The 24,362-nt window shown below is 64.8% G+C and carries 23 protein-coding genes; 8 read left to right on the top strand and 15 right to left on the bottom strand.

Annotation, left to right across the window (positions count from 1 at the left end):
* Positions 1-120: 120 nt before the first annotated feature.
* On the bottom strand, positions 121-2,289 hold the full coding sequence (locus tag BLR13_RS19710) for an RDD family protein (RefSeq protein ID WP_074820384.1): 2,169 nt from the start codon (positions 2,287-2,289) through the stop codon (positions 121-123).
* Between the two features lie 213 nt (positions 2,290-2,502).
* Positions 2,503-4,278: a flavin-containing monooxygenase gene (locus BLR13_RS19705; protein ID WP_074820386.1), complete on the bottom strand. Its 1,776-nt coding sequence runs from the start codon at positions 4,276-4,278 to the stop codon at positions 2,503-2,505.
* Between the two features lie 195 nt (positions 4,279-4,473).
* On the opposite strand from BLR13_RS19705, the gene BLR13_RS19700 reads away from it, so the two are divergent.
* Positions 4,474-5,598: a DUF2336 domain-containing protein gene (locus tag BLR13_RS19700; RefSeq protein WP_074820388.1), complete on the top strand. Its 1,125-nt coding sequence runs from the start codon at positions 4,474-4,476 to the stop codon at positions 5,596-5,598.
* Between the two features lie 99 nt (positions 5,599-5,697).
* On the opposite strand, the gene BLR13_RS19695 is transcribed toward BLR13_RS19700, so the two are convergent.
* The 8 genes from BLR13_RS19695 to cobS form a co-directional block, all read right to left on the bottom strand.
* The gene (locus tag BLR13_RS19695) at positions 5,698-6,798 is read right to left on the bottom strand and encodes an LLM class flavin-dependent oxidoreductase (RefSeq protein ID WP_074820390.1); all 1,101 of its coding nucleotides are present in this window, start codon (positions 6,796-6,798) and stop codon (positions 5,698-5,700) included.
* A gap of 233 nt (positions 6,799-7,031) precedes the next feature.
* Complete coding sequence (locus BLR13_RS19690) at positions 7,032-8,144, bottom strand: NADH:flavin oxidoreductase/NADH oxidase (RefSeq protein WP_074820392.1); 1,113 nt, start codon at positions 8,142-8,144, stop codon at positions 7,032-7,034.
* Positions 8,145-8,236: 92 nt separating this feature from the next.
* Positions 8,237-8,479, bottom strand: a complete 243-nt coding sequence (locus tag BLR13_RS19685; RefSeq protein ID WP_074820394.1) for a hypothetical protein — start codon at positions 8,477-8,479, stop codon at positions 8,237-8,239.
* 99 nt (positions 8,480-8,578) lie between these two features.
* A complete protein-coding gene (locus tag BLR13_RS19680) occupies positions 8,579-8,941 on the bottom strand; it encodes a hypothetical protein (RefSeq protein ID WP_074820395.1) in 363 nt (120 codons plus the stop codon).
* A 71-nt stretch (positions 8,942-9,012) separates the two neighbouring features.
* Positions 9,013-10,083 carry an esterase-like activity of phytase family protein gene (locus BLR13_RS19675; protein WP_074820397.1) on the bottom strand — a complete coding sequence of 357 codons (1,071 nt, stop codon included), beginning with the start codon at positions 10,081-10,083 and terminating at the stop codon, positions 9,013-9,015.
* A gap of 1 nt (position 10,084) precedes the next feature.
* Positions 10,085-11,989, bottom strand: coding sequence for a cobaltochelatase subunit CobT (gene cobT, locus BLR13_RS19670; RefSeq protein ID WP_074820399.1), 1,905 nt, complete (start codon positions 11,987-11,989; stop codon positions 10,085-10,087).
* Positions 11,986-12,396, bottom strand: a complete 411-nt coding sequence (locus tag BLR13_RS19665) for a GNAT family N-acetyltransferase (protein WP_074820401.1) — start codon at positions 12,394-12,396, stop codon at positions 11,986-11,988. Before BLR13_RS19665 ends, cobT begins: the two co-directional genes overlap by 4 nt.
* A gap of 3 nt (positions 12,397-12,399) precedes the next feature.
* Positions 12,400-13,398: a cobaltochelatase subunit CobS gene (gene cobS, locus BLR13_RS19660; protein WP_074820403.1), complete on the bottom strand. Its 999-nt coding sequence runs from the start codon at positions 13,396-13,398 to the stop codon at positions 12,400-12,402.
* A gap of 365 nt (positions 13,399-13,763) precedes the next feature.
* Between cobS and BLR13_RS19655 the strand changes: the two genes are divergently transcribed.
* Complete coding sequence (locus BLR13_RS19655) at positions 13,764-14,420, top strand: DedA family protein (protein ID WP_074820405.1); 657 nt, start codon at positions 13,764-13,766, stop codon at positions 14,418-14,420.
* Positions 14,421-14,435: 15 nt separating this feature from the next.
* On the opposite strand, the gene BLR13_RS19650 is transcribed toward BLR13_RS19655, so the two are convergent.
* Positions 14,436-15,647: a citrate synthase family protein gene (locus BLR13_RS19650; RefSeq protein WP_074820407.1), complete on the bottom strand. Its 1,212-nt coding sequence runs from the start codon at positions 15,645-15,647 to the stop codon at positions 14,436-14,438.
* Between the two features lie 73 nt (positions 15,648-15,720).
* Here BLR13_RS19650 and BLR13_RS19645 point away from each other — a divergent pair, with 73 nt between their 5' ends.
* Complete coding sequence (locus tag BLR13_RS19645) at positions 15,721-16,812, top strand: citrate synthase/methylcitrate synthase (protein WP_074820408.1); 1,092 nt, start codon at positions 15,721-15,723, stop codon at positions 16,810-16,812.
* A gap of 166 nt (positions 16,813-16,978) precedes the next feature.
* Here the strand turns inward: BLR13_RS19645 and BLR13_RS19640 are convergent, their stop codons facing one another.
* Positions 16,979-17,626, bottom strand: a complete 648-nt coding sequence (locus BLR13_RS19640; protein WP_074820410.1) for a J domain-containing protein — start codon at positions 17,624-17,626, stop codon at positions 16,979-16,981.
* Positions 17,627-17,736: 110 nt separating this feature from the next.
* Between BLR13_RS19640 and BLR13_RS19635 the strand changes: the two genes are divergently transcribed.
* On the top strand, positions 17,737-18,012 hold the full coding sequence (locus tag BLR13_RS19635; RefSeq protein ID WP_074820411.1) for a BolA family protein: 276 nt from the start codon (positions 17,737-17,739) through the stop codon (positions 18,010-18,012).
* Between the two features lie 178 nt (positions 18,013-18,190).
* Entirely contained in the window at positions 18,191-18,634 is a 444-nt protein-coding gene (locus BLR13_RS19630) for a hypothetical protein (RefSeq protein WP_074820413.1), read from the top strand.
* 99 nt (positions 18,635-18,733) lie between these two features.
* Here the strand turns inward: BLR13_RS19630 and BLR13_RS19625 are convergent, their stop codons facing one another.
* Genes BLR13_RS19625 through BLR13_RS19615 form a run of 3 tightly spaced genes read right to left on the bottom strand, consistent with a single transcriptional unit; the run spans position 18,734 to position 21,864 of the window.
* Positions 18,734-20,038: an HlyC/CorC family transporter gene (locus BLR13_RS19625; protein ID WP_074820414.1), complete on the bottom strand. Its 1,305-nt coding sequence runs from the start codon at positions 20,036-20,038 to the stop codon at positions 18,734-18,736.
* A 34-nt stretch (positions 20,039-20,072) separates the two neighbouring features.
* Entirely contained in the window at positions 20,073-21,218 is a 1,146-nt protein-coding gene (aroB, locus tag BLR13_RS19620; protein WP_074820416.1) for a 3-dehydroquinate synthase, read from the bottom strand.
* Positions 21,219-21,231: 13 nt separating this feature from the next.
* Positions 21,232-21,864, bottom strand: coding sequence for a shikimate kinase (locus tag BLR13_RS19615; RefSeq protein WP_074820418.1), 633 nt, complete (start codon positions 21,862-21,864; stop codon positions 21,232-21,234).
* Between the two features lie 142 nt (positions 21,865-22,006).
* On the opposite strand from BLR13_RS19615, the gene BLR13_RS19610 reads away from it, so the two are divergent.
* The 3 genes from BLR13_RS19610 to BLR13_RS19600 all read left to right on the top strand — a co-directional run bounded on the left by BLR13_RS19610 (position 22,007) and on the right by BLR13_RS19600 (position 24,294).
* Positions 22,007-22,153, top strand: a complete 147-nt coding sequence (locus tag BLR13_RS19610; protein WP_074820420.1) for a histidine kinase — start codon at positions 22,007-22,009, stop codon at positions 22,151-22,153.
* Positions 22,154-22,169: 16 nt separating this feature from the next.
* Positions 22,170-23,129, top strand: coding sequence for a site-specific tyrosine recombinase XerD (gene xerD / locus BLR13_RS19605; RefSeq protein ID WP_074820422.1), 960 nt, complete (start codon positions 22,170-22,172; stop codon positions 23,127-23,129).
* A 202-nt stretch (positions 23,130-23,331) separates the two neighbouring features.
* Positions 23,332-24,294 carry an acetyl-CoA carboxylase carboxyltransferase subunit alpha gene (locus tag BLR13_RS19600; protein WP_074820424.1) on the top strand — a complete coding sequence of 321 codons (963 nt, stop codon included), beginning with the start codon at positions 23,332-23,334 and terminating at the stop codon, positions 24,292-24,294.
* Positions 24,295-24,362 lie beyond the last annotated feature (68 nt).

The following is a 24,362-nucleotide window of genomic DNA, read 5'->3' as shown; positions in this document are numbered from 1 at the left end:
CCCACATTCAGTTGTCATCACCCGCGTAGGCGGGTGACCCAGTATTCCAGAGACGCCGATGATTGAACCGATAAGCCGCAGCGTACTGGATCCCCCGCATGCGCGGGGTATGACGGCGCGCTACTTCTGCGCCGCCACCGGCGCCGCGTCGGCCGGCGCGGCATTCGCCGGCGCCGCCTCGGGCGCAGGCGCCACAGGCTGCACCTTCTTCATCCCCAAACGCGACATCTCGCCGGACAGGCGCTTGATGACGTCGGCGGGAATCGTGGCGCGGCCCTCTTCGGCGGCGGCGCGGGCTGCAACGCCCGGCATCGCCTGCGGTGTGCCGGCCACGGGAGCCGCCGCTGGCGATGCGGCGTTCGCGCTCGGCGATGGCGGCGTTGAATTCGGCGCCGGCTTCGCCGCCGCCGGCTGTGGCTGCATCACGCGGGTGACGACCTTCTCGCGCACCAGTTCGTCCTTGTCGGGAAACCACATGCCGCTCGGGGTTGCGGTGTTGGCGCGCTCGGCGAAATCCCGGCTGAGGCCGAAGCCCTGCAGCCGCCCGATTTCGGTCGAAATCGCGGCGCGGCGCGACGCCGCCGTCATGCCGCGAAACGCCGGCTGGTGGAAACCGATGCGCGCGGCCGGCAGCACCACGCGCTCCTTGCCGCCGAGGAACACGATGGTGCAGGCCGACATGCAATTCTGCGCGACAGAGGTCGCGAGCCCCTTGGCGCGGATCAGGTCCGACATCCGCTGCGCCTCGAGGATGCGGCCGCCCATCGAATTGAGCCGCACGGTGCGCAGGTTCTCCATCGCGGCGAGGAAGCCGTTGAGTTCGTTGGCGACGCCAAAAGTGATGCCGCCGGAAAATTCCAGCACTTGGCCGTTCGCCAGCACCTTGAACTGGTGCGCGCCGACGCGGGCGTCACCGTCGATGATTTCATAAATATCCGCGAGCTGTGCGGTGCCGACGAACAGGCAGTTATAGGCGAGGTTGAGCACGCCGAGCACGGTGACGGTCTTGGCGAGGCCGCCCCAGAAATGCTTGCCGCCAGCCTTGTAGTTGGTCGCCGAACGCCAGACGCCGACCGCTTGCCACATCGTGAACAAGGCCACGATCACCCAGGTTGCGATCAGCGTGACCAACCACAGCACGGGCTGGGCTTCGCTGCGGCTGTTGACGGCAAAGCCGAGGGCCGCGACCGCGATGCCGACGATGAAGCCGAACACGATGCCGTTGATCCAGTAGGATTTTGGCAGCGACAGCTCGCCGCGCCAGTGCCGCGCGAAATAGTTGTTCGATGAGGGAGGCGGCAAAGGCGGCGGCAATGCCAGCGGCGTGTACGCGACGCCAAGCGGCGCGCGGTCGACGCCAAGCGGCGCGCGGTCGACGCCGAGCGCGTCCGCCACCGCCTGCTCGGGGACGAGAGGTTGCGACCAGTCCGGTTCAGCCGCGGCCGGCGTGTCGTGCTCAGACGACGCGGCGGCCACGACTGCGGCGGGCTCGGAGATCAGGACGGGAACGGCGATCGCCTCTCCGCTCTTCGTGACACGCAGCATGCGCGTGCCGGCCAGGCGATCGTACCAGGCATCGCTGCCGAACGCCGCCGCATGCAGCGCCTCGAGCAGCGTGATCAACGCCGGAATGGCAAGCACGATGGTGACCAGCAGCGGCCAGCCCGAACCCGTCGCCTTCGCGCCGATCAGCCAGTCGTACAGCATCGCCCAGAGCAGGATCGGCGCCAGCGTCGCGGCCAGCGCGGCGTAGCGGCGGGTCACTACCGCGGCCGGCGGCGGAATCTGTCCATCGGCAGCGACGCCGAGACGGATGCGGCAGATCCGGCGGCCCGGCGTGCCCCGGCCGCGGTCGAACAGGAAGCGCAGCAGCAACAGCAAAGGCAGCACCATGCTGTCGAGCGTCAGCGGCGCGATCAGTCTGCCATCGGCGTCGAGAAATCGTCCGATCGTGACCGTCGTTGTCACCGCGCCGTTCTGGGTGAACCGGTTGACCCGCAACATCCGCGACGACGGCAGTCCCGGCACCGGTCCCTGCCGGCAATCGGTGATGTCGGTGGCGCCGAAATCGGCGGGAACGTTGACGCCCGCCGGCACCGCGTCGAGCTTGTCGCAGTACATCAGGTTGAAGCCGTTGGCGAACTGCACCCGCCCGCCGGTGAGCGGGAACAGCGCCATCGCCAGACATTGCACCAGCAGGGTGACGATGATGCCGTCGATCATAAGCGCGAAGGCGCGGCGCCAGAATCCGCTGCGCTGGAATTCGAAGTTGTCGACGGAAACAGGCAAGGCAAACCCGGCTTCGTTGGCAAAGATCGATCGCGAAAAATCGAATGCCGGCCGCGCGGCACCCGGCGCGGGACGAATGCTGCCCCGTTTCGGTTGCCATCACAAGCCGCCACAAGCCCACACCCGGGGCCATGGTTTCAGCAATATTACGGCGGTCCCGGCAATTCCCCAAGGTCATTCCCTGGGCAATGGCTGTCACATTTGCGTTCGCAACTAGCCCGCCAATTCCCTGGACAACTGCCCGGCCTCGATCGCCGCTATCTGCGCCGCGATATAGCGGCTGTAGATGCGGGCCTGCGAAAACGCGCCGCCGACAAACCACAGCCCCGCTTGCTGTGTGCGGGTCCACATGTTGCGCAATTCCTGGCTGGCTTCGTCAAAACCCCAGACCCGGCCGACACGTTGGGCGACATCCGCGCCGAACAATTGCTGCAGCAGGTGATCGGGGCCCTTGTAGCCGGTGGCGAGCACAATGAGTTCGCATGTGAGGCGCGTGCCGTCCTTGAAGGCGATGGCATCGCGCTCATAGCCGGCGATGTCGGCGGCCTGCACCAGCCTGATCCTGCCGTCGGCGATCAGCTCGGAGGCGCCGACGTTGAAATAATAGCCGCCGCCGCGGGTGCGGAATTTCAGCGGCCAGCCGGTGCCATCCTCGCCGAATTCGAGCCGAAAACCGGCGCGCTCCAGCCGCGAGAGCAGCGGCGCGTCGATCTTCTTCACCTCGTCGGTGATGATCTTGTGCGCGGCCTTCATGACGGGCAGCGGCACGCCGGAATTGAGGATGTCACGGACAGCGATCGGCGGGCCGTCGCCGAGATAGGTCCTGTCGTAAAGCTGCGCCGGCTCGACATTGACCACCATGGTCGGGCTTCGCTGCACCATGGTGACGTCGGCGCCGGCGGCCTGCAGTTCCTGGCAGATGTCATGCGCGCTGGTGCCGGTGCCGAACACGGCGACCGCGCGGCCGGACCACTGCTTGCCGGCGGCGAAGCGGCTGGAGTGCAGCACCGGACCCTTGAAATTCTCGATGCCGTCGATGGTGGCAATATTCGGCGTGCCGCTGACGCTGGTCGCGAGCACGATATGCTTGGGGCGAAGGGTGCGCGCAGCACCCTCGTGGGTCAGCCGCGCGGTCCAGCGCTGCGCGGCTTCGTCGTAATCGGCGCCGTCGAACGCGGTGCGGGTCCAGAAGTCGACCTCCAAAATGTCGACATAGCTTTCCAGCCAGTTGGCGACCTTGTCCTTCGGGATGTAGTCCGGAAACGTCGACGGGAACGGCAGATAGCGCAAGTGATTGACCGGCGTCTTGTTGTGCAGCTTCAGCCCGCGATAGCGCAGCCGCCAGTTGTCGCCGATGCGTTGCTCGCGGTCGATCACCAGCGCGGAAAGGCCGATGCGATTGAGTTCGACCGCGACCGAGATGCCGGCATGGCCGCCGCCGACGATCAATACGTCGGGATCGCTGGTCTCGTAGGCCGCCGAGGCCTGGCGCTGCTCGAGCCAGTCGGGCGCGGCGAAATCGCGGGTGTGGGATTGGGTAGACGCGCGCGCGCGGGCGGCGCAGATGGCGTCGAAATCGAGCGAGGTGGAGAAGGTCCAGGCTTTGGCCCCGCCGTCGGGTTGCCGCACGAGCCTGACCGCGCCATAGCCGGGACCGTTGGCCGTCTCGAAGCGGAAGACCGCCTCGATCACATCGCGGCCGGCGACCACGGCGTGGCGCGGCGCAAGGGCGGCGGGGTCGATCCGGAAATTCTTGGCGTGAACCTCGGTCGCCCGGGCCAGCAGTTGCTCGACCACCCCAGCGTTGCCGCTAAAAGTCGCGAAATACCAGGAGATGCCGAACAGGTTGCGCCAGTGGCTGTCGGCTTCGAAAAGTCCGGACAGCGCGGCCGCCTGCCCGCCCGCAAGTGCTGCGTTCAGCGCCTCGGTCCAGCGCTCGGTAATTTCGCGGGCGGATTGCTCGCCCCTTGGCCCCGGTCTGTCCAGCATGGCGGTATCTCGCTGATTTCTCGTTGTTATCCCCCATCAGACCGCAGGATCCGCCGCGGCACAACCGCCCAGATGCCGCTGCAAGGCGGCATGCGCCGGGCGCGGGGACAAGAGCGAATTTTACCGAACATTCAGCCTTTCCCCATACCTTTGACCGTCAGCCAGAATTGGCTCCCGAAACGCTCAGGACGAGCGATGCTAGAACGATCCATCGCCGACGAAGTCGAGGCCGCGATCGCGGCCGGCTCGGCGGAAAAACATCTCGAGACCATCAGGCGGGTGACGGACCTGTTTCTGCTGTCCGCCGATGGTTATTCCGGCGAACAGATCGAACTGTTCGGCGACGTGCTCGAGCGCCTGATCAAGACCATCGAAATTCGCGCGCTTGCCGATGTCAGCGCCCGCATTGCATTGGCCGAGCTGAGCACGCAACTGGCCTCGGTCAAGCAGGCCCCACCGGTTGCCGTTCGCCGGCTGGCGCAGCACGAGGAGATCACCATCGCCGGCCCGGTGCTGACGGAATCCGCGCGGTTGACGCCGGAGGATCTGGTCGAGCTGGCGCAGACCAAGGGCGAGCAGCATCTGCTCGCGATCTCCGGCCGCTGGTGGCTGACGGAAGTCGTCACCGATGCGCTGCTGGCCCGCCATTATCCCTCGGTCAGCCGGCGCGTCGTCAACAATCCCGGCGCGCGGGTTTCGGCGGAAGGATTTGCCATCGTGCTGCAGCAGGCCGAATCCGATCCCGAGCTCGCCGTCCAGACCGGCATCCGGATCGACCTGCCTTCCGAACTGCGGCAGAAACTATTGCACAACGCCACCGAAGCCGTGCGGTCGCGGCTATTGTCGCGCGCGCCGCCGCATCTGTTCGAGGAAATCCGCAGCGCGATCACGGCCGCCTCCGAAGGCGCCAACCGCGAAATGGCCAAGGCGCGCGACTTCGACGCCGCACGGCACTATGTGGCGTCGCTCGGCAAGAGCGGCCATCTCAACGAGTCCGCGCTGTTGAGCTTTGCCAGGCAGCGAAAATACGAGGAGACCGTAGCTGCGCTCGCGCTGCTGTCGCGGTCGGACCTCGAGGTCATTCGTCCCTTGATGCAGAGCCTGCGCGACGACGGCGTGCTGATTCCGTGCCGGGTCGCGGGGCTCGGCTGGGACACGGTTGCGGCCGTGCTCAACAGCCGCTTCGCCTGCGGCTCGATGGGGCCGCACGAACTCGCCAAGGCCAAAGACGCGTATGCCAAAATGACGCTGGAGAACGCACAGCGCATGCTGAGATTCTGGCAGGTGCGTGCGACCGACGCGCCGGTGAAGGTGAACTGATCCAACCGAGTCATTCCGGGATGGTCCGAAGGACCAGACCCGGAATCTCGAGATTCCGGGTTCGATGCTTTCGCATCGCCCCGGAATGACTCCATCAAGTCACGCCGCGCGGATCATGTCGGCGTTGAGGTGCTTCAGCCGCGGCATCACTTCCTGCTTCAAGAGCCGCAGCGAATTGTGCCAGGCTTCCGGCTTGTGCTTGTAGTCGAAACCGAACACCAGCAGCGTACCGAAGCCGCCGACCTCGTGATAGATCTTCTCGATCTTCTCGGTCACGGTCGCGGGCGAACCGACGATCCAGTTGCGGCGCGCGCAATATTCGACGGTGACGTCAGAGTCCGGCACGTCGGGTGCGTGCTTGAGATAGTCCTTGAAGCCGAAATGACCCAGCAGCGGCAGGAAATACTCGCCCATCATCCGGCCCATCATGTCACCTGTCGAGAGCTTCCACGCCTCCTCGTCGGTATCGGCGACGAACACCTCGCGCACCAGCCGCCAGTCCTGCCGGTTCGGCTTGCGTCCGGTCCTGGCGGCGCCCAGTTCGACAGATTCCCAGTGGCTGCCGACATAGGCCGGGTTGAGGTTGAGGCTCATCGGGATGTAGCCGCGCTCGCCCGCGAGCTTCAGCGTGTCCGACCCCTTGGAGAGACCGGCGACGCCGATCGGCGGATGCGGCGGTTGCAGCGGCTTGATGTGCGGCTTCAGGAAATCGAACATCGTGTCCGGCTTGTTCACCGTCCAGAACTTCCCGGTATAATTCCACGGGCCATCCTCGGTCCACATCTTCAGGATGATCTCCAGCGCCTCGCGGGTCATGTCGCGGTTCTGGCCGGACATGCCGTCGACGTTGAACATCGCCCAGTCGCTTGGCAGACCCGATGCGGCAACGCCGAAATTCAGCCGACCGCCGGAGAGATGATCGAGCATCGCCACGCGGTTGGCGAGTTCCGCCGGGTGATGATAGGGCAGCAGGAAGCCGCCGGGGCCGAGACGGATATTCTTGGTCTGCAAGAACGCCTGCGCGAGCAGCAGATCGGGCGACGGATGCGGTTCCCAGGGTGCCGTGTGGTGCTCGCCGATCCAGGCTTCCTGATAGCCGAGTTCATCCAGCCATCGCAGCGTCTGCAGGTCCCAGTCGTGACCCTCTTTCAATCCGCATTCCGGCGGATGGGACGGCATCGTGAAATATCCGATCTCCATGGGGCTTCCTCTCGCTGTTTGTTATTCGCGTCTGATGCGCGCAAGCGAGAGCATAGCATCCCTGGCGTGTGGCCGAGATATGACAAAACCGCCGGGCAGAAGTTCGTGCAGCGGAGCGGTGCGTACTCCCCTTCTCCCACCCCAACTCGGGTTTACCCGAGTTGGGCGTCTCGGTATGTCGAAGTCGGATAGATCCGACTTCGATGAGAGAAGGGAAGAAGAGCGGTGACTAACTACCGCGTCCCGAACGTCGTTGCGCCGAACAGCGCCTTTTGCGTCGAGGGTTGCGAGCGCCAATATTGCGGCGGCGCATCAACGGTACCGCCGAGTTCGGCGGCGGCGTGCCAGCCCCAGCGCGGATCGTAAAGCAGGCCACGCGCCAGCGCGACCATGTCGGCCTTGCCTGATGCCACGATCTCTTCGGCCTGCTTGGGATCCGTGATCAACCCGACCGCCATGGTGGTGAGCCCGGTGGCTTCCCTGATCGCCTGCGCGAACGGCACCTGATAGCCGGGACCAAGCGGGATTTTCTGCAACGGCGAAACACCTCCGGAGGACGCATCGATCCAGTCGACGCCGCGCTTTTTCAGTTCATTCGCGAACGCGATGGTCTGGGTCAGGTCCCAGCCGCCGTCGACCCAGTCGGTCGAGGAAACCCGCATGCCCACCGGCTTGTCGGCGGGAAACGCCGCGCGCACCGCATCGAACACTTCCAGCGGATAGCGCATGCGATTTTCGAGCGACCCGCCATATTGATCCGTTCGCTGGTTGGCGATCGGCGACAGGAATTGATGCAGCAGGTAACCGTGCGCGCCATGAATTTCGATGGCGTCGATGCCGAGCCGTTCGGCGCGTTTCGTGGCCGACACGAATGCATCGCGGATGCGCGCGAGCCCTGCCGTATCGAGCGCCAGCGGTGGCGCCTCCCCCTGCTTGTGCGGAATGGCGGAGGGGCCGACCGGCTGCCAGCCGCCTTCGGCGGGCGGTATCAATTGTCCGCCATCCCAGGGGGTGTGGCTTGAGCCCTTGCGGCCGGCATGGGCGAGTTGCATCGCGACCGCCGCCTTGGACCGTTTGCGTACCGAGGCCAGGATCGGCTTCAGTGCGGCTTCGGTGGCATCGTTCCATAGCCCAAGGCAACCCGGCGTGATCCGCCCGATCGCTTCGACGTGAGTGGCCTCGATGCAGAACATCGCGGCACCTGACAGCGCCAGTGAATTGATATGCGTGAAGTGCCAGTCATTGGCTTCGCCGTCGACGGCCGAGTACTGGCACATCGGCGATACCACGATGCGGTTGGAAAGGGTCAGGCCGCGCAGCTTGATCGGGGAAAACAGGGCGCTCATTGGGGGATATCCGGACGGGAGGAAAATGGTCGCCTCCTGTGTAGCGAGACGTTCCGCCCTCCTCAACCGCCAGCCCTGCAACCCTCCTCCGTCTACCAGTTATCGCCGTCCCCGAATTTGCCGACCCTGAGATCGACGATCCGGTAGCGGCCTCCCCGCAACACGACGCAGTCGGCTTCCGCGGAAAACTCGACGAAGAAGCTGCCGTCGTCGCGCTTGTCCCTGATCCGCCCATAGGCGCCGAGCATTTTTGCAAAGCCCGATTCACGGGTCAGGAACAGACGGTTCTCCTTGAGCAGGAAGCGGCCGTTTCCCTTCCATTCGACTTCGGGCACGCCGCGGCGCTGATCCTCTTCCCGCCCGACGTCGCGGCTGGTGGCGTCCTTAAACAGGCCCGGACCCAGAACGCGACGGACGCGGTGGCCCTCGATCGCTTACAGCTCGAATTCCACCACATGCCGTTCGCTGCGGTAGGTGAGCGCGACATAGCGCGAGTTCGCCGACCAGAACGCATAATAGGCCTTGGGCCCGGTATCGAGAATGCCGCGAGACCCGATGTCCTCGAGCCGCGCGATGCGGCGATGGGCCGGCTCCGACATCAGCCAGACATGGAAATTCTCATTGCCGCCTTCGCCGTCGCCGTGGGAGGCCAGCGACAACTTCTCGTTGGGTGAAAGCCCATCGCGGATGATGGCGTATTCATCCTTGCCGTAGGTATGTTCGTCGGTGGCGTGGGCCGGCACGACGGCGAGCGCGAGCAATGCGGCAAGGACGGTGAGGATGATGCGGGACTTCATCCTGATATGTCGGCCTTAAGGGAATTAGGGTTCGACGCTTTCCCCTTCCCCTCTCCCACAAAGCAGGAAGCTCACTCCACCAGCGTGAACTGCAGCAGCAGATTGCGCTGGATCATCCAAAAGTTGTCGTCGGAGACCAAGGTCAGGACCGTTTCGCCGTCCGGCGTGACGTGGGCGTCGATGCCTTCCATATTGTCGATCTCGTTGCCGAGGTCGGCATTGAAGATCGAGGGGCCATCGATCACGGCGCCGGGGGCGACGGAAGCCAGCGGAATGCGCCGGATCCGGATGCCGATGCCGCCGAGCAGCGAGAATTTTCGTTCCAGCAGCAGCAAGTCGCCCGACGGCAGCAGCACCGCGTCGCTGACGTCGAAATTATCGGTGCGGCGGACGGTGAACTGGCCTTGTGACTTGCCGGCGACCAGGAAGGCGAGGATGTTGCCCTGCGCATCGAGGCCGCGTTCGGAGATCGCAAGCAGCGTTCCCGCCAGCGCAAATCCCTTCGGCACCATCACCAGCGCCTCGAGCCCCTTGTTGAAGGGCAGCTTGCGCGCCGCCGGCGGCAACGGCACCACCTCGCCCGCCGCACGGGTGAACCCCTTGGCAAAATCGAACCGGAGCACCTGATTGACGCGCTCCAGCCCGACATAGACCATCGATCCGTCGAGCGCGATCGACTCGCTGTCAAACCAGCCGCGCGAGGTAATCGGCTTACCGTCGGGGCCGAGCATCGGCGAAGCCTCGACATCGTCGAGCCCGGTCATCACACGGCCGTTATAGACGATGCGGCCGGTAAACCAGGTTCCCTTGTCGCTGATGGCGATGAAGCGTTCGCCCTTGGCATCCAGCCGCAGGCCGGACAATCCGCCGAAGCCGCGAAACCGCGACGTCAGAATGAGCCCGCTGCGATATTCCAGCGAACCGAACCGGACATGCGAGCGGTCGCGGGTGTCGAACGACGGCAGCGGCCGCGCATTGACCTCGATCGAGACCGGCGCCGTGACCGAGAATTCGTCCGGGGTTGCCTGCTTCGGCGGTGCTTGAACGGCGGTCTGCGCCCGCGCGAGGCCGGGCACGGCGCTCACCGAAAGCCCCGCCGCCGAGTATTTCAGGAAGCGGCGGCGGCTGACGAGGTCGCGCATCTCACGAATGGAGTCTGCGCGGCCGGCGGCTGGTGGTGGTGGGCGCGGCACCCGAAGTCTCGCTGAACAATTCGGCGAGCTTTTCGGTGATCGCGCCGCCGAGTTCCTCGGCATCGACGATGGTGACGGCGCGGCGATAATAGCGCGTGACGTCGTGACCGATGCCGATCGCGATAAGCTCGACCGGCGAACGGGTCTCGATCTCCTCGATGATATGGCGCAGATGGCGCTCGAGATAATTGCCGGGGTTGACCGACAATGTGGAGTCGTCGACCGGCGCGCCGTCCGAAATCATCATCAGGATCTTGCGCTGTTCGGCGCGGCCGAGCAGGCGCTTGTGGGCCCAGTCGAGCGCCTCGCCGTCGATATTTTCCTTCAGCAGCCCCTCGCGCATCATCAGCCCGAGGTTCTTCCGCGCGCGACGCCACGGCGCATCGGCGGACTTGTAGATGATGTGGCGCAAATCGTTCAGCCGGCCGGGATTGGCCGGCTTGCCGGCGGCCAGCCACGCCTCGCGCGACTGCCCGCCCTTCCAAGCGCGCGTGGTAAAGCCCAGAATCTCGACCTTGACGCCGCAACGCTCCAGCGTGCGCGCCAGGATGTCGGCACAGGTCGCTGCCACCGTGATCGGACGGCCGCGCATCGAACCCGAATTGTCCAACAGCAACGTCACCACGGTGTCGCGGAAGGTCGCTTCCTTCTCGTGCATGAATGACAGCGGGTGATAGGGATCGGTCACCACGCGCGACAGCCGCGCGGGATCGAGGATGCCCTCCTCGAGGTCGAACTCCCAGGCGCGGTTCTGCTGCGCCATCAGCCGGCGCTGCAGCCGGTTGGCCAACCGCGCCACGATGCCTTGCAGATGTGCAAGCTGCTTGTCGAGATAGCTGCGCAGCCGTTCTAACTCGTCATGGTCGCAGAGATCTTCGGCGGCGATCACCTCATCGAATTTTGGCGCGAAGGCGTGATATTCCGGTCCGCGCGGTTCATTGGCGCTGCGCGAATTCGGCCGCGTCGCCTCGCCCGGCGTCTCGTCGTCGCCGAGTTCGCCGTCGTCGAAGGTATCGCTGGTGGAGGCCTGCGCGCTTTCCATCGCGCTCTCCGACATTTCGTCGGTGGAGGCCTGTGCCTGGTCGGCGCTCATTTCCTGCGCAGCGTCAGAGTCAGGCGAACCTTCGGCGCCGGACTGATCGTTCTCGCCGTCCTGATTGTCGTCCTGGTTCTCGTCGTCATCGACGTCGGCATTGCGGTCGTCGCCGAGATCGAGCGCCGACAACAGATCGTGCACGAGATCGCCGAACTTGGCCTGGTCCTCGGTGACGCGGCTCAACTGGTCGAGCCGCGTGCCGATCTTGTCTTCCAGCGCGGGCCGCCAGAGATCGACCATCTTCTTGGCGGCCGCGGGCGGCGCCAGACCGGTCAGGCGCTCGCGCACCAGCATCGCCAGCGCATCCGACAGCGGCGCGTCGGCGCGATCGGTGATCTCGTCATATTTGCCGCGATGAAAATGATCGTCGAGCATCGCGGTGAGATTCTTCGCAACCCCGGCCATCCGCCGCGAGCCGATCGCCTCGACACGGGCCTGCTCGACCGCCTCGAACACGCCGCGCGCCTGCGGATTTCCCGGCATCAGCTTGCGATGCACCTTGGGATCGTGACAGGCGAGTTTCAGCGCGATGGAGTCGGCATGGCCGCGCACGATCGCGGCGTCCCGCCTGGTCATCTTGCGGGCCGGCTCCGGCAGCCGCGCCTTGCCGGGCGCGAGGCCGGGGCGTTCGGCGGCGAACGACACTTCCAGCTCCGGCGCCTTCGCAATCGCGCGCAGGCACGACGTCACCGCGCGCTTGAACGGCTCGGTCGGCGCTTCCTTCGATCCAGTGCGGAATTTGGAGTTGGATGTGCTCATAGCGCTTTCGTAAACCAATGACGTGTGACGTCGCCCGGATAGCCGTCGATCGAGCCGAATTCCTCATAACCGCAGGCGCGATAGAAACCCGGCGCCTGAAAACTCATCGTGTCGAGATAGGAACGTTTTGCCCCCAGCTTTCTCGCCTCGTCCTCGATCGCCTTGATCAGCCGCGTTCCATAGTCCTTGCCGCGAAGCCTCTGCTCCATCCAGAACAGCTGTATGAACAGCACCGCGCTCCAGACTTCGCCGACAATCCCGCCGACGATCTTGTCGCCTTCACGCAGCGAGATGGCGAGGCGCTTGTATTTCTGCTTCCCCATCTTTTCGGCGTTGTAGGCAATCAATCCGTCGAGCACCGCCTTCTTGGTCTTCCCAATGGTGCGCTCGACGGAAATCGACGGCATGTTCTAGCTCAGCGCCACATTGACCGAACTCTCGGCCAGTTCCTGGTTGAAGCAGCGCTGATAGAATTCAGCCACCAGCGGCCGCTCCAGTTCGTCGCACTTGTTGAGGAAGGTGACACGGAACGCAAAGCCGATGTCGGAGAAGATATCGGCGTTTTCGGCCCAGGTGATCACGGTGCGCGGGCTCATCACCGTCGACAGGTCGCCATTGGCGAACGCGTTGCGGGTCAGATCCGCGAGCCGCACCATCTTGTTGACGATGTCACGGCCTTCGGTGTTGCGGTAGTGCTTGGCCTTCGCCAGCACGATTTCGACTTCCTCGTCATGCGCCAGGTAGTTCAGCGTGGTGACGATCGACCAGCGGTCCATCTGGCCCTGGTTGATCTGCTGGGTGCCGTGATAGAGGCCCGAGGTATCGCCGAGGCCGACCGTGTTGGCGGTCGAGAACAGGCGGAACGACGGATGCGGCTTGATCACCTTGTTCTGGTCGAGCAGCGTCAGGCGGCCGGAGACTTCCAGCACGCGCTGGATCACGAACATGACGTCGGGACGGCCGGCGTCGTATTCGTCGAACACCAGCGCGATGTTGTGCTGCAGCGCCCAGGGCAGGATGCCGTCACGGAATTCGGTGACCTGCTTGCCGTCGCGCACGACGATAGAATCCTTGCCGACCAGATCGATACGGCTGATGTGGCTGTCGAGGTTGACGCGCACGCAGGGCCAGTTCAGCCTTGCTGCAACCTGCTCGATATGGGTTGACTTGCCGGTGCCGTGATAGCCGGTGACCATGACGCGGCGATTGTGGGCGAAGCCGGCGAGGATCGCGAGCGTGGTGGCGCGGTCGAAGCGATAGTCCGAATCGACATCCGGCACATGCGGGTCGACTTCGGAATAGGCCGGCACTTCGAGATCGGTGTCGATACCGAAGACCTGCCTAACCGACACCTTCATATCGGGCAATCCGACGGGCTGCGTAACTTTGGTCATAGCGGCGGTCGTCATCAATCCTCCGAGGTCCCGGGCTTTTTCCCGAAACCAGATTTGCTGAATGGCTGCGGATGGGGTCTGCCACAAACCTAGCAGAGAGCAACGGCCGGCAGAAGCCCGCGGCGCAATCAAAGTTCCGTTGCCTTATCATTGAGATAGGTGATGTCTAAGGTTTTTGGAGGGCTGCCCTGCGAATCACGCCGCACTTTCGCCACCCGACCGCCGGCCGGCCCGATCTTGGGCGCCAAGGGCACTTTCAACCCCGGTCCGGAGTTGTTAGGTCTGGATGCCGGTCAGAGCGTTTTCCGGCGAAAATCTAGAGCCCCGTTCCGATCCCATCGGAACGGAAACGGCTCTAGCCCCACCGAAACAGGAACTTTGTGACCTCATTCCTTGATCCCCTGATCGCGTTCGTTTCGGCGCATGCTTGGCTGGCCTATCTCACGCTATTTCTGGCTGCCCTGCTGGAGGCGGTGCCGGTGGTCGGCGCACTGGTGCCGGGCTCGACCATCATCCTGGCCCTGAGCGCGCTGGTGCCGGGCGGAGAACTGAACCTCTGGGGCGTGCTGGCGTCGGCGATTGCCGGCGCCCTGCTCGGCGACGGCGCGGCCTACATGGCCGGCCACCGCTCGCAACGCGAGATCCTCAACGTCTGGCCGCTGACGAATTATCCGGGCGTAGTGGCGCAGAGCGAGACCTTTTTCAATCGCTGGGGCGCGCTGGCGGTGTTCTTTGCCCGTTTCGTGCCGCCGATCCGCGCCTTCGTCCCGATCACGGCGGGCGCGCTCGGGATGCCGCCGATGAAATTCTATAGCGTCAACATTCCCGCGATCCTGGTCTGGGCACTGGCCCACGTGCTGCCGGGCGTGCTGGCGATCACGGCACTACACGAATATGCCGGCCTGCCGCATCACGAGCATGTCGGCAAGCATCTCTGGATGCTGGCCGTGCTCGGCGGCGCGTTAGTCGTTGCCTTCGGCGTCTGGACCATCCGGCGCCGCCACGGCGGCGGCATCATCGAACCGGCGAAGAGATAGTCTGGCAAAAAATAATCAGGCCGCGCCCCGTCCCGGCGCCGGACCGATATAGCGGGCGCGGGGCCGGATCAGCTTGCCGTGCTGCAATTGCTCGCAGGCATGCGCAATCCAGCCGACCGTGCGCGCCATCGAAAACAGCACCAGTTCATGGCCGGGCGGCAGGCCGAGCGTATGGATCAGCACCGCGAGCGCATAGTCGATATTGACAAATTCGCCGGTCGCCTCCGCGATCCGTTCCGGAATTTCGTGGGTGAATTTGCGATCCGCGCCGGCGCGCGCCAACGCTTCCAGCAGCGCATGCGCGCGGGGATCGCCGAGCTTGTAGACGCCGTGGCCGAAGCCGGCGAAACGCTCGCCGAGCGCGACCCGCTCACGGATCATGGGCGCGACCTCGCCCCCCGCCAGCGTCTTCAGGAGCTGCGCCGCCAGCACGCCGGCGCCGCCATGTTTCGGGCCCTTCAGCGCGACGAGGCCGGCAATGACGGAATCATAGAGGTTCAAGCCGGTCGAAGCCGCGCAGCGTACCGTGAAGGTCGAGGCATTGAGTTCGTGATCGGCCAGCAGCACCAGCGCGCGGCGGATCAAATCGGCGGCGTGCTTGTGGTCCGGCGCCCAGACGCGCGCGATCTGGATATGAAGCGGTTTCGGCGATGATTTCGCGTTCAGCATGGTGGCGACCACAAGCCGCATGATGCGGCCGCCGACCATCGCGCGGCCCTCGGGTGCGCGGGTAAAGGCCCGCGGATCGGCAGCGGCCGCCAGCGCCAGTACCGCAATGGCCCGATCGATCGCATTGGCCGCGCGCGTGGCTTCCGCGACCGCGCGCATCGCGTCCGACACCACAGGGCAGTTGTCCTGCTCGAACGGATCGGCGCCGGTCACGTCCCACAACAGCGTCGCGGCATGTTCCAGCGTGTCGCGCTCGGCGAGGTCGACGCAATTGACGCCGCGATAGATCGGGCCGTCCTGGGTGATGGTCGCCACCGCCGAATCCAGCACCGGCAGATCGGCATCGAAGCTTCGCAAACCGCGCGGCTCCGGCGACGGCGTGCGCCGCTCCTTCAGGGTACGGACATCCTCGGCGCGGTAGCGGTGGCTGCGCGAATCCTGCGACGGCTCGGAGCGGATCAGCCCGCGACTGACATAGGCGTAGAGCGTCGCCTGCGAGATCGCGAGCTCGGCGGAGGCCTCGCGGGCCGACAGGTAAAGGCCGGCTGATTTTTTCATATTGATTTACATAATCAAGATTGATCAATCTGTCGAGTAGGCCGACTTTTGGAACCGCAAAAGGAGACCTGCCATGAACATTCAGCTGTCAAAAACCCCGATCGGCCTCGACGGCGTTCCCGCCGCCGAAACCGTGCTCAGCCATGTCGACGGCGAGCGCGGCGAACTGATCATTGCCGGCGAGCGCGTCGGCGACCTCGCCCGCAACACTGGTTTCGAGGGCGTCACCTCGAGGCTATGGAGCGGCGGCACCGGCCAGCCGATCGGCGAGGCCGCGGTGCGCGCGGCGCTGGGCGCGGGGCGGGAGCGCGCCTTTGCGCGGCTGCCGGATCTGCTCGGCATTACGCGCGGGCTGTCGGTGGTCGATGGCTTCCGGGCGGCGATCGCCGGCCTGCGCGCGGAGGCCGGGCTGGCGCACGAGGCCACCATCGTCGGCGCGTTTCCGGTGATTGCGGGGGCGCTGGTACAGCGCTCAACAGGCAACGATCCGGTCGCGCCCGATCCCAATGCCAGCCATGCCGCCGATACGCTGTCGATGATGCTGGGCCGCAAGCCCGACGCGCGCGCGGTCGCGGCCCTCGACGCCTACTTCGTCACGGTGTGCGACCACGGCATGAACGCATCGACCTTCACGACCCGCGTCGTGGCCTCGACACATGCCGATCTGTTCGCGGCCGTCACCGCCGGCTATTGCGCGCTAACCGGGCCGCTGCATGGCGGCGCCCCGGAACCGGTGCTGGAAATGCTCGATGCGATCGGCTCAAGTGAGCGGATCCAGCCCTGGGTCGACAGTGCACTGGCGCGCGGCGAGCGGCTGATGGGATTCGGCCACCGCGTCTATCGCGTCCGCGATCCGCGCGCCGATGTGCTGAAGCACGCGATCGAACGGCTCGCCGGCGGCGGCACCGATCTCCCGTTTGCAGGCGAGGTCGAGGCCTATATCCGCGGCGCGCTGCGGCGGAAAAATCCGGAACGCCCGCTCGACACCAATGTGGAGTTCTTCACCGCGATCCTGCTCGACGCGCTGAAAATCCCGCGGCAGGCGTTTACCCCGATCTTTGCGGTGGCGCGCGCTGCCGGCTGGACCGCGCATGCCCGCGAACAGCAGCGCGGCGGCCGCCTGATCCGGCCGAGCTCGGCCTATATCGGGCCGATGCCGGCGTGAGATGAGTGAGATAATGCGACGGCGGAGCCACAATCTCCGCTGTCGTCCCCGCGAACGCAGGGACCCATAACCACGGGCTGATGTTGTTGAATGAAAGTCGGCGACCGGCTGTCTAGGATCGAGAAGCCGCGGCGTATGGGTCCCTGCGTTCGCAGGGACGACAAGACTAAGCGCCGCGCACCACGGTCTTGAGATAATTATACGCCTTGATGATCTCGATCAGGCGATCCTCGGTGGAACGGTCGCCGCCATTGGCGTCGGGATGGTGCTGTTTCACCAGCGCCTTGTACTTCGCCTTGACGTCTTCGAGCGTCGCTTCCGTGGAGAGCCCCATCACCTGCAGCGCCTTGCGCTCGGCATTCATGATCTTGCGGGTTTCGGCCTTGGCCTCGCCGCCCGGACCCGGCCGCCAGCGGCCACGGCCGTTCAGCTCGGAGAACATGCTGAACGGATCGGCCGCGCCGTCCATTTCCTCGGCGGCAAGCTTGCCCTTCTTGCCGGCGGTGTTGGCGCCCATCTTCCAGGTCGGACGATGGCCGGTCAGCGCATCCTTCTGGTAGCGCGCGACGGCGTCGGCATTCATGCCCTGGAAGAAATTGTAGTTCTGATTGTATTCGCGGACGTGATTGAGACAGAAGTGGAAGTACTCGCGCGAGTTCTCGCGGCCCTTCGGCGCGCGGTGCGGGCCCTTGTTCGGGCAGCCCGCCCACTCGCACATGGCGGCTTCCTCGCGCGCCTGCGCCTGCTGCTTCGCACTTACCTTGTTGGGCTTGATGCGAATGGAATCGAAGAATTTGGATGAATCAATCGGCATGGCTGACTTTGACTACGCAATGCCCAAGGCTTCAAGTCTTGACATTGCGAATACCTCTCTCTCGATACACCCATTGACGGAAGACGGAAGCAGACGTATCTGCCGCAATCATGAGCACCAGGGACGCTATCATAAACAAGTTGCGTGAAGCTTTCGTGCCGGAAAGCCTCGACGTTGCGGACGAATCACATCTGCACGAGGGCCATGCCGGTCACAGGCCAGGCGGCGAGACGCATTTCAGGGTCTATATCGTGTCTCCGGCCTTCGAAGGGAAGAGCCGGATCGAACGTCACCGCATGGTGAATACGACGCTGGAAGCGGAACTCAAGGGCTCCGTCCACGCGCTGGCGCTAAGAGCGCAGGCGCCAGGCGAAAAGCAGGGCTGAACGCCGCAGCGCCGCCGCGGCCGTCGGGCGGCGGCTGTGGTTTTCGCGCAAGATCGCGCAGACGCCTGCGCCGTTTTCATTTATGATTGGCGACCAACCGGTCGATGGACGCAATTCCCAGGGTTTAGCGGGGTCGGGCTGCCCCCTTAAGGCCATCGCTGGTCCGTGGGGTCGTCCGATGCCGTATTGGGCACGCTTCAGTTGGGTCGCAGCCGTGACGGTGCTGGCTGCGCTGGCCTCGACCAGGGCTCGGGCGCTGGATATGCCGAGCCCCTTTGTGCAGGAAGTGCTGGTCAAGAGCATTCTCGTTACGCTCAACGACGCCGTCGCCGCCGACAACTTCACGGTGTTCCACGCCAGGATATCAAAGCCGTTCCGCGAGCAGTTCCCGCCCGAAAAACTACGGGCCATCTTCAAGGACCTGATCGAGAAGCACGCCGTGTTCGATGCGGTCGTGGCGAGCCCGATCGTGTCCGACGAGGATGCGAAGATCGACGAGCAGGGCGTCCTGCGCCTGAAGGGCCATTTCGACACCGCCCCAAAGAAGGTGAAATACCAGCTCGGCTTCATTCCTTCCGACGGCCAGTGGAGGCTCAGCGGCGTTACCATCGATATTGAATAGCCATAGCGTTTTCGAGCGAACGCCTGCCCCGGACTTGATCTGGGGTGGACGCCGGTTCGCGTGAAGAAAACGCGTCCGAACAAAAGAACCGATAGCGCGCTAGAACGCCGTCCCGGCCCTCGGCTTCCTCTCTTGCGCCGCCGCATCGCGCGGCACTTGAACGATGCGCAGCGCGGTGATGCGGTTGCGCTCGCGGCGCAGCACGCGGAAGCGGAAACCGTGGAAGGTAAAACTCTGGCCGCGGTCGGGGATCGAACGCGCCTCATGGATCACGAGGCCTGCAACCGTCGTTGCCTCCTCGTCAGGCAGATGCCAGTCCATGGCGCGGTTGAGGTCGCGGATCGGCACCGAGCCGTCGACCACGACAGAGCCGTCGGGCTGGACGCGGACGCCGGCCACCACCACGTCGTGCTCGTCGGAGATGTCACCGACGATCTCTTCCAGAATGTCTTCGAGCGTCACCATGCCTTCGACTTCGCCATATTCGTCGACGACCAGTGCGAAGTGGGTCTTGCGGCGGCGAAACGCCTTGAGCTGCTCTGCCACCGAACGCATTTCCGGCACGAACCATGGCGGCAGCGCAATGGTCGAGACGTCGATGCTGGCGGTATCGCCCTCGGCGGCGCGGATCGCGCGCAACAGATCCTTGGCGTGCAGCACGCCGATGATGTTTTCCGGCTTTTCCCGCCACAGCGGAATGCGCGTGTATTCGGTCGCCAGCACTTCGCGCACCAGCTCTTCAGCCGGCAGATCGGCGTTGATCATCACCATCTCGGTGCGGTGGACCATGACGTCGGAGACCTGCAATTCGCGCAGGTCCAGCAAGCCGCCGAACATGTCGCGGTCCTGCTTTTCGACCTTGCCCTCATGGTGCAGCAGGTCGACCGCGCCGCGCAGGCGTTCGGTCGGCGACAGGATGGGCTGGTTGGCGCCGATCTTGATGCCCAGCATTTTCATCAGCACAACGACGATCGCCTCGATCACCGTCAGCAGCGGGCCGAGCAGATAGACCACGAGCTTCATCGGGCGGGCGACCAACAGCGAAACCCGGTCGGGCGCGTTGATCGCGATGGTCTTCGGCAGCACTTCCGCGAAGATCACGACCAGCACCGTCATGACACCGGTCGCATAGAGCACGCCGACCTCACCAAACCACGCGGTAAAGATGCCGGTGGCCAGCGCTGAGGCGCCGATATTGGCGATGTTGTTGCCGAGCAGCAGCGCGCCGATCATGCGCTCGCGCATCGCAAACAGGCTGGACACCACGCCGGCCTCGCGGTTGCCCTGCTTGGTGAGCCGCAGCATGCTGGCGCGCGAGGCGCCGGTCAGCGCGGTCTCGCTCGCCGAGAAAAAGGCGGAGACCAGCAGACAACCGATGACGATGGAGAAGGTAAACCAGTCCAATTTATTTCATCCGGACAGAGTTAAGCGACAGCACTCACGCTTTGGCCAGTTTGGCCTGCAGAAAATCGCGAACCAGTGCGGGCTCGACGTCGTTGGCGATCACGGCGCGGCCGACCGCCTCGAGCAGGATGAAGGTCAGCTTGCCGCGCTTGACCTTCTTGTCCTGCGCCATCAGCGCCATCAGCGCATCCGCATCTGCCAGCCCTTCCTGGGCGAAGCCTGCGATATCCTGCAAATGGGTCGGCAGACCGACCGCAGCAAGGTGGCGTTCGATGCGGACCACATCCTGTTCGGCAATCATGCCGAGTTTGGCGGAAAATTCCGCCGCCAGCACCATGCCGACGGCAACGCCTTCGCCATGGAACAGGCGATCGGAGAAGCCGGTTGCCGCTTCCAGCGCATGGCCGAAGGTGTGGCCGAGATTGAGCAGCGCGCGCTCGCCGGTTTCACGCTCGTCGCGCGACACGATCGCCGCCTTGGCCCGGCACGACGTCGCGATCGCGTGCTCGCGCGCCGCACCGCCCGAAAAGATATCGGCATGGTTGGCCTCGAGCCAGGCGAAGAACGCCTCGTCGCCGAGCGCGCCATACTTGGCGACTTCGGCATAGCCGGCGCGGAACTGGCGCGGCGACAGCGTGTCGAGCACGGACGTGTCGGCGATGACCAGCACCGGCTGGTGAAACGCGCCGAGCAGGTTCTTGCCCTGCGGCGAATTGATGCCGGTCTTGCCGCCGACGGAGGAATCCACCTGCGCCAATAACGAGGTCGGCACCTGCACGAAATCGACGCCGCGGCGCAGGATCGCCGCCGCGAAGCCGGCGAGATCGCCGACCACGCCGCCGCCGAGTGCGACGACGAGATCGTTGCGCTCGATCTTCGCCGCGATCAGCGCCTCGCTGACCTTTTCCAGACCCGAATAGCTTTTCGACCCTTCGCCTTCCTCGACGATGACGCGCGAGGTCGGGATGCCGGCAGCGGCCAGCGAGCTTTCGGTTGGCTCCAGCCAGTGCTTGGCGACGGTACGATCGGTGACGATAGCGGTCCGCACGCCGGGCCGCAACGCGGCGACGCGTGCGCCCAGCGATGGCAGCACGTCACGGCCGATGACGATGTCATAGGCGCGGTCGCCGAGGGCGACGTCGACGGTGATATCGGCGGAATGTTTCAGTGGCGCAGTCATTTTGGTCCCAAAGTCATGGCGTGGCGCTGATCCCATCCGGTGTTGGTTGGACCGCCGCAGAGCCGACACCCAGCCGGGCGCGCAAGGCATCGATACATTCGTCGACGATGCGATCGTGCGGCACGTCGCGCGACCAGATTGTCAGGTCGGCCGTCTGATAGACCGGCTCGCGCGCTTCGAGCAGACGGCTAACGGTCGCAGCCGGATCCTCGGTCTGCAGCAGCGGCCGGTCGGCGCGGCGCTTGACGCGTTTCATGATCACGTCGGCGTCGGCCTTGAGCCAGATCGAAACCGCCTTGGCGCGAATGAGGTTGCGGGTCTCCTCGCGCATGAAGGCACCGCCGCCGGTCGCAACCACCGCCGGTCCGTTGTCGAGCAACCGCGCGATCACCCGCGCCTCGCCGTCCCGGAAATACGGCTCGCCGTGGGCCGCGAAGATTTCCGGTATCGTCATGCTCGCCGCCGCCTCGATCTCGATGTCGGCGTCGAGAAACGGCAGCCGCAGCCGCGCCGCCAGCCGGCGGCCGATGGTGGATTTGCCGGCCCCCATCATGCCGACCAGCACGACCGACCGCGTTCCCAGGGCGGCCGCGATCTCGGCATCCTGAGGGGTACTGGCGGGTACCTGGGCGGCGGTCTCGGGCATCAAAACTCGGTCATCGATGGATTTTTGGGCGTTCGGGGCCACCTATACTACCCCCAGCGACGCCCTTGCCAGAGACTCTTGCAAGCCGGCGGGGAACATGTTGGATGATTTCAATGGTTAATTTCGCCGCCTGAGCCCCCATATGCCTAGTCTGTTCCGCTTTCTGACGGTCGTCGGCGTCATCGCCGGGGTGATCTACGGTGCTATTTTCGCGCTGGCGAATTTCGTCAATCCGAAGCCCCGAGAAATGACCGTCACCATTCCGGCAGACAAGTTCCTCAAGAAATAGGCGCTATGGTCTGACGATGCGGAACCCATCGAAGACCTCCGACGCCAAACTGATCAACCTGTTCCTCGACATGCTCGCGGCGGAACAGGGGGCTGGCGACAATACGCTCGACGCCTATCGCCGCGACCTGACGGATTTTTCCGAATTCCTCGGTCGCAGCAGCCAGAGCTTTGCCGGCGCCGAAACGGAAGCCTTGCGGAACTACCTCGCCGATCTCGATGCGAGAGGTTTCAAGTCCTCCAGCGTGGCGCGGCGGCTGTCGGCGATGCGGCACTTGTTTCGCTTCCTGCTGAACGAGCGAATCCGCAGCGACGATCCGGCAGCGATCCTGTCGGGTCCGAAGCGCGGCCGCGGCCTGCCCAAGGTGCTGTCGATAGCGGACGTCGATCGCATGCTGACGCGGGCCAAGGAACTGACGGAGCAGGACGCCTCGCCGCAGCAGCGGCTGCGCGCGCTGCGGCTGCATTGCCTACTGGAAGTGCTGTACGCCACCGGCCTGCGCGTCTCGGAACTGGTGGCGCTGCCGCTGTCGGCCTCGCGCCGCGACATCCGCATGATCGTGGTGCGCGGCAAGGGCAACAAGGAACGGCTGGTGCCACTGAACGAAGCCTCCCGGCAGGCGATGGCCGACTATCTCGCCGCGATGGAGGTACTGAAGCCCGAGAACAAGAAAAACACCCCCGCCTCGAAATGGCTGTTTCCCTCCTTCGGCGAGAGCGGACATCTGACGCGACAGCATTTTGCACGCGACCTGAAGGAACTGGCGGCCGCCTCAGGTCTCGCGCCGCGGCTGGTGTCGCCGCACGTGCTGCGCCACGCCTTTGCCAGCCACCTGCTGCACAACGGCGCCGACCTGCGCATCGTGCAGACGCTGCTCGGCCACACCGATATCTCGACCACGCAGATCTATACCCATGTGGTCGAGGAACGGCTGAAGAGCCTGGTGCGCGACCTGCATCCGCTGGCGGAGAAGTAGACTTCGCCGTGACCCGCACGCCTTGACTTCCGCGCCGTCTCCCCCGAAAGAGCCGTCTCCCGCCCGCGGCCGTGCTCGGCGTGCGTTTCGCAATCAGGCTCTCCGCAGTTGAAATCCACGCTAAATCATTGAAGATGCGTGCTTTCTGGGGACGGATCGAAACCGCTTCGCGTCCTGTCGCGTTGTTCCCTATATTGATTTGATGCCGGATCAGATGCGCAGCTATCTCGACTTCGAAAAACCCGTCGCCGAACTCGAGGCCAAGGTCGACGAGTTGCGTGCGCTTGCCGCGACCGGCAGCGACATCGGCGACGAGATCACGCGGATCGAGGACAAGGCGTCGCAGGCGCTGACGGACCTCTACGCCAACCTGACGCCCTGGCAGAAGACGCTGGTGGCGCGGCATCCGCAGCGGCCGCACTTCACCGATTTCGTCAACGCGCTGATATCGGAATTCACGCCGATGGCGGGCGACCGCAAGTTCGGCGAGGACGAGGCGCTGATGGGCGGCTTCGGCCGCTTCCGCGGCGAGAGCATCTGCGTCATCGGCCAGGAAAAGGGCGCCACCACCGAGAGCCGCATCAAGCATAATTTCGGCATGGCGCGCCCCGAAGGCTACCGCAAGGCCGTGCGCCTGATGGAGATGGCCGACCGGTTCGGCATCCCGGTGCTGTCGATTGTCGATTCGGCCGGCGCCTATCCCGGCATCGGCGCCGAGGAACGCGGCCAGGCGGAAGCGATCGCGCGCTCCACCGATGCCTGCCTGTCGCTCGGCGTACCCAATGTCGCGATCGTCACCGGCGAAGGCATGTCCGGCGGCGCCATCGCCATCACCACCGCCAACAAGGTGCTGATGTTCGAACATGCGATCTACAGCGTGATCTCGCCGGAAGCGGCGTCCTCGATCCTGTGGCGCGACGGCACCAAGGCCCAGGAAGCCGCGACCAGCATGAAGATCACGGCCCAGGACATGCTGCGGTTCGGCGTGATCGACCAGATCCTGAAAGAGCCCGCCGGCGGCGCCCACCGTGATTCGGCCGTCATGATCGCGGCCACCGGCGATGCCATCGCGCAGGCCTTCGACGACCTCCGCAACCTCGATGCGGACGGCGTCCGCCGGCAGCGCCGGCAGAAATTCCTCGATATCGGCCGCAAGCTCGGCTAGGGCACTTTTGCTTTGACACGTTTTCTTGACGCGAACCGGGCTCCACTTCGCTCGAAAACGCCATGGCC

The organism is Bradyrhizobium ottawaense, from assembly GCF_900099825.1.
Taxonomy (GTDB): Bacteria; Pseudomonadota; Alphaproteobacteria; order Rhizobiales; family Xanthobacteraceae; genus Bradyrhizobium; species Bradyrhizobium ottawaense_A.
This window is presented reverse-complemented; position numbering and strand designations above follow the sequence as displayed.

What these genes read in the sequence shown, in the direction of transcription:
- BLR13_RS19705 (WP_074820386.1), bottom strand. Translation starts at nt 4,278, where the DNA reads ATGCTGGACAGACCGGGGCCAAGGGGCGAGCAATCCGCCCGCGAAATT.
- BLR13_RS19700 (WP_074820388.1), top strand. Translation starts at nt 4,474, where the DNA reads ATGCTAGAACGATCCATCGCCGACGAAGTCGAGGCCGCGATCGCGGCC.
- BLR13_RS19695 (WP_074820390.1), bottom strand. Translation starts at nt 6,798, where the DNA reads ATGGAGATCGGATATTTCACGATGCCGTCCCATCCGCCGGAATGCGGA.
- BLR13_RS19690 (WP_074820392.1), bottom strand. Translation starts at nt 8,144, where the DNA reads ATGAGCGCCCTGTTTTCCCCGATCAAGCTGCGCGGCCTGACCCTTTCC.
- BLR13_RS19680 (WP_074820395.1), bottom strand. Translation starts at nt 8,941, where the DNA reads ATGAAGTCCCGCATCATCCTCACCGTCCTTGCCGCATTGCTCGCGCTC.
- BLR13_RS19675 (WP_074820397.1), bottom strand. Translation starts at nt 10,083, where the DNA reads ATGCGCGACCTCGTCAGCCGCCGCCGCTTCCTGAAATACTCGGCGGCG.
- cobT (WP_074820399.1), bottom strand. Translation starts at nt 11,989, where the DNA reads ATGAGCACATCCAACTCCAAATTCCGCACTGGATCGAAGGAAGCGCCG.
- BLR13_RS19665 (WP_074820401.1), bottom strand. Translation starts at nt 12,396, where the DNA reads ATGCCGTCGATTTCCGTCGAGCGCACCATTGGGAAGACCAAGAAGGCG.
- cobS (WP_074820403.1), bottom strand. Translation starts at nt 13,398, where the DNA reads ATGACGACCGCCGCTATGACCAAAGTTACGCAGCCCGTCGGATTGCCC.
- BLR13_RS19650 (WP_074820407.1), bottom strand. Translation starts at nt 15,647, where the DNA reads ATGAAAAAATCAGCCGGCCTTTACCTGTCGGCCCGCGAGGCCTCCGCC.
- BLR13_RS19645 (WP_074820408.1), top strand. Translation starts at nt 15,721, where the DNA reads ATGAACATTCAGCTGTCAAAAACCCCGATCGGCCTCGACGGCGTTCCC.
- BLR13_RS19640 (WP_074820410.1), bottom strand. Translation starts at nt 17,626, where the DNA reads ATGCCGATTGATTCATCCAAATTCTTCGATTCCATTCGCATCAAGCCC.
- BLR13_RS19635 (WP_074820411.1), top strand. Translation starts at nt 17,737, where the DNA reads ATGAGCACCAGGGACGCTATCATAAACAAGTTGCGTGAAGCTTTCGTG.
- BLR13_RS19630 (WP_074820413.1), top strand. Translation starts at nt 18,191, where the DNA reads ATGCCGTATTGGGCACGCTTCAGTTGGGTCGCAGCCGTGACGGTGCTG.
- aroB (WP_074820416.1), bottom strand. Translation starts at nt 21,218, where the DNA reads ATGACTGCGCCACTGAAACATTCCGCCGATATCACCGTCGACGTCGCC.
- BLR13_RS19615 (WP_074820418.1), bottom strand. Translation starts at nt 21,864, where the DNA reads ATGCCCGAGACCGCCGCCCAGGTACCCGCCAGTACCCCTCAGGATGCC.
- BLR13_RS19610 (WP_074820420.1), top strand. Translation starts at nt 22,007, where the DNA reads ATGCCTAGTCTGTTCCGCTTTCTGACGGTCGTCGGCGTCATCGCCGGG.
- xerD (WP_074820422.1), top strand. Translation starts at nt 22,170, where the DNA reads ATGCGGAACCCATCGAAGACCTCCGACGCCAAACTGATCAACCTGTTC.
- BLR13_RS19600 (WP_074820424.1), top strand. Translation starts at nt 23,332, where the DNA reads ATGCCGGATCAGATGCGCAGCTATCTCGACTTCGAAAAACCCGTCGCC.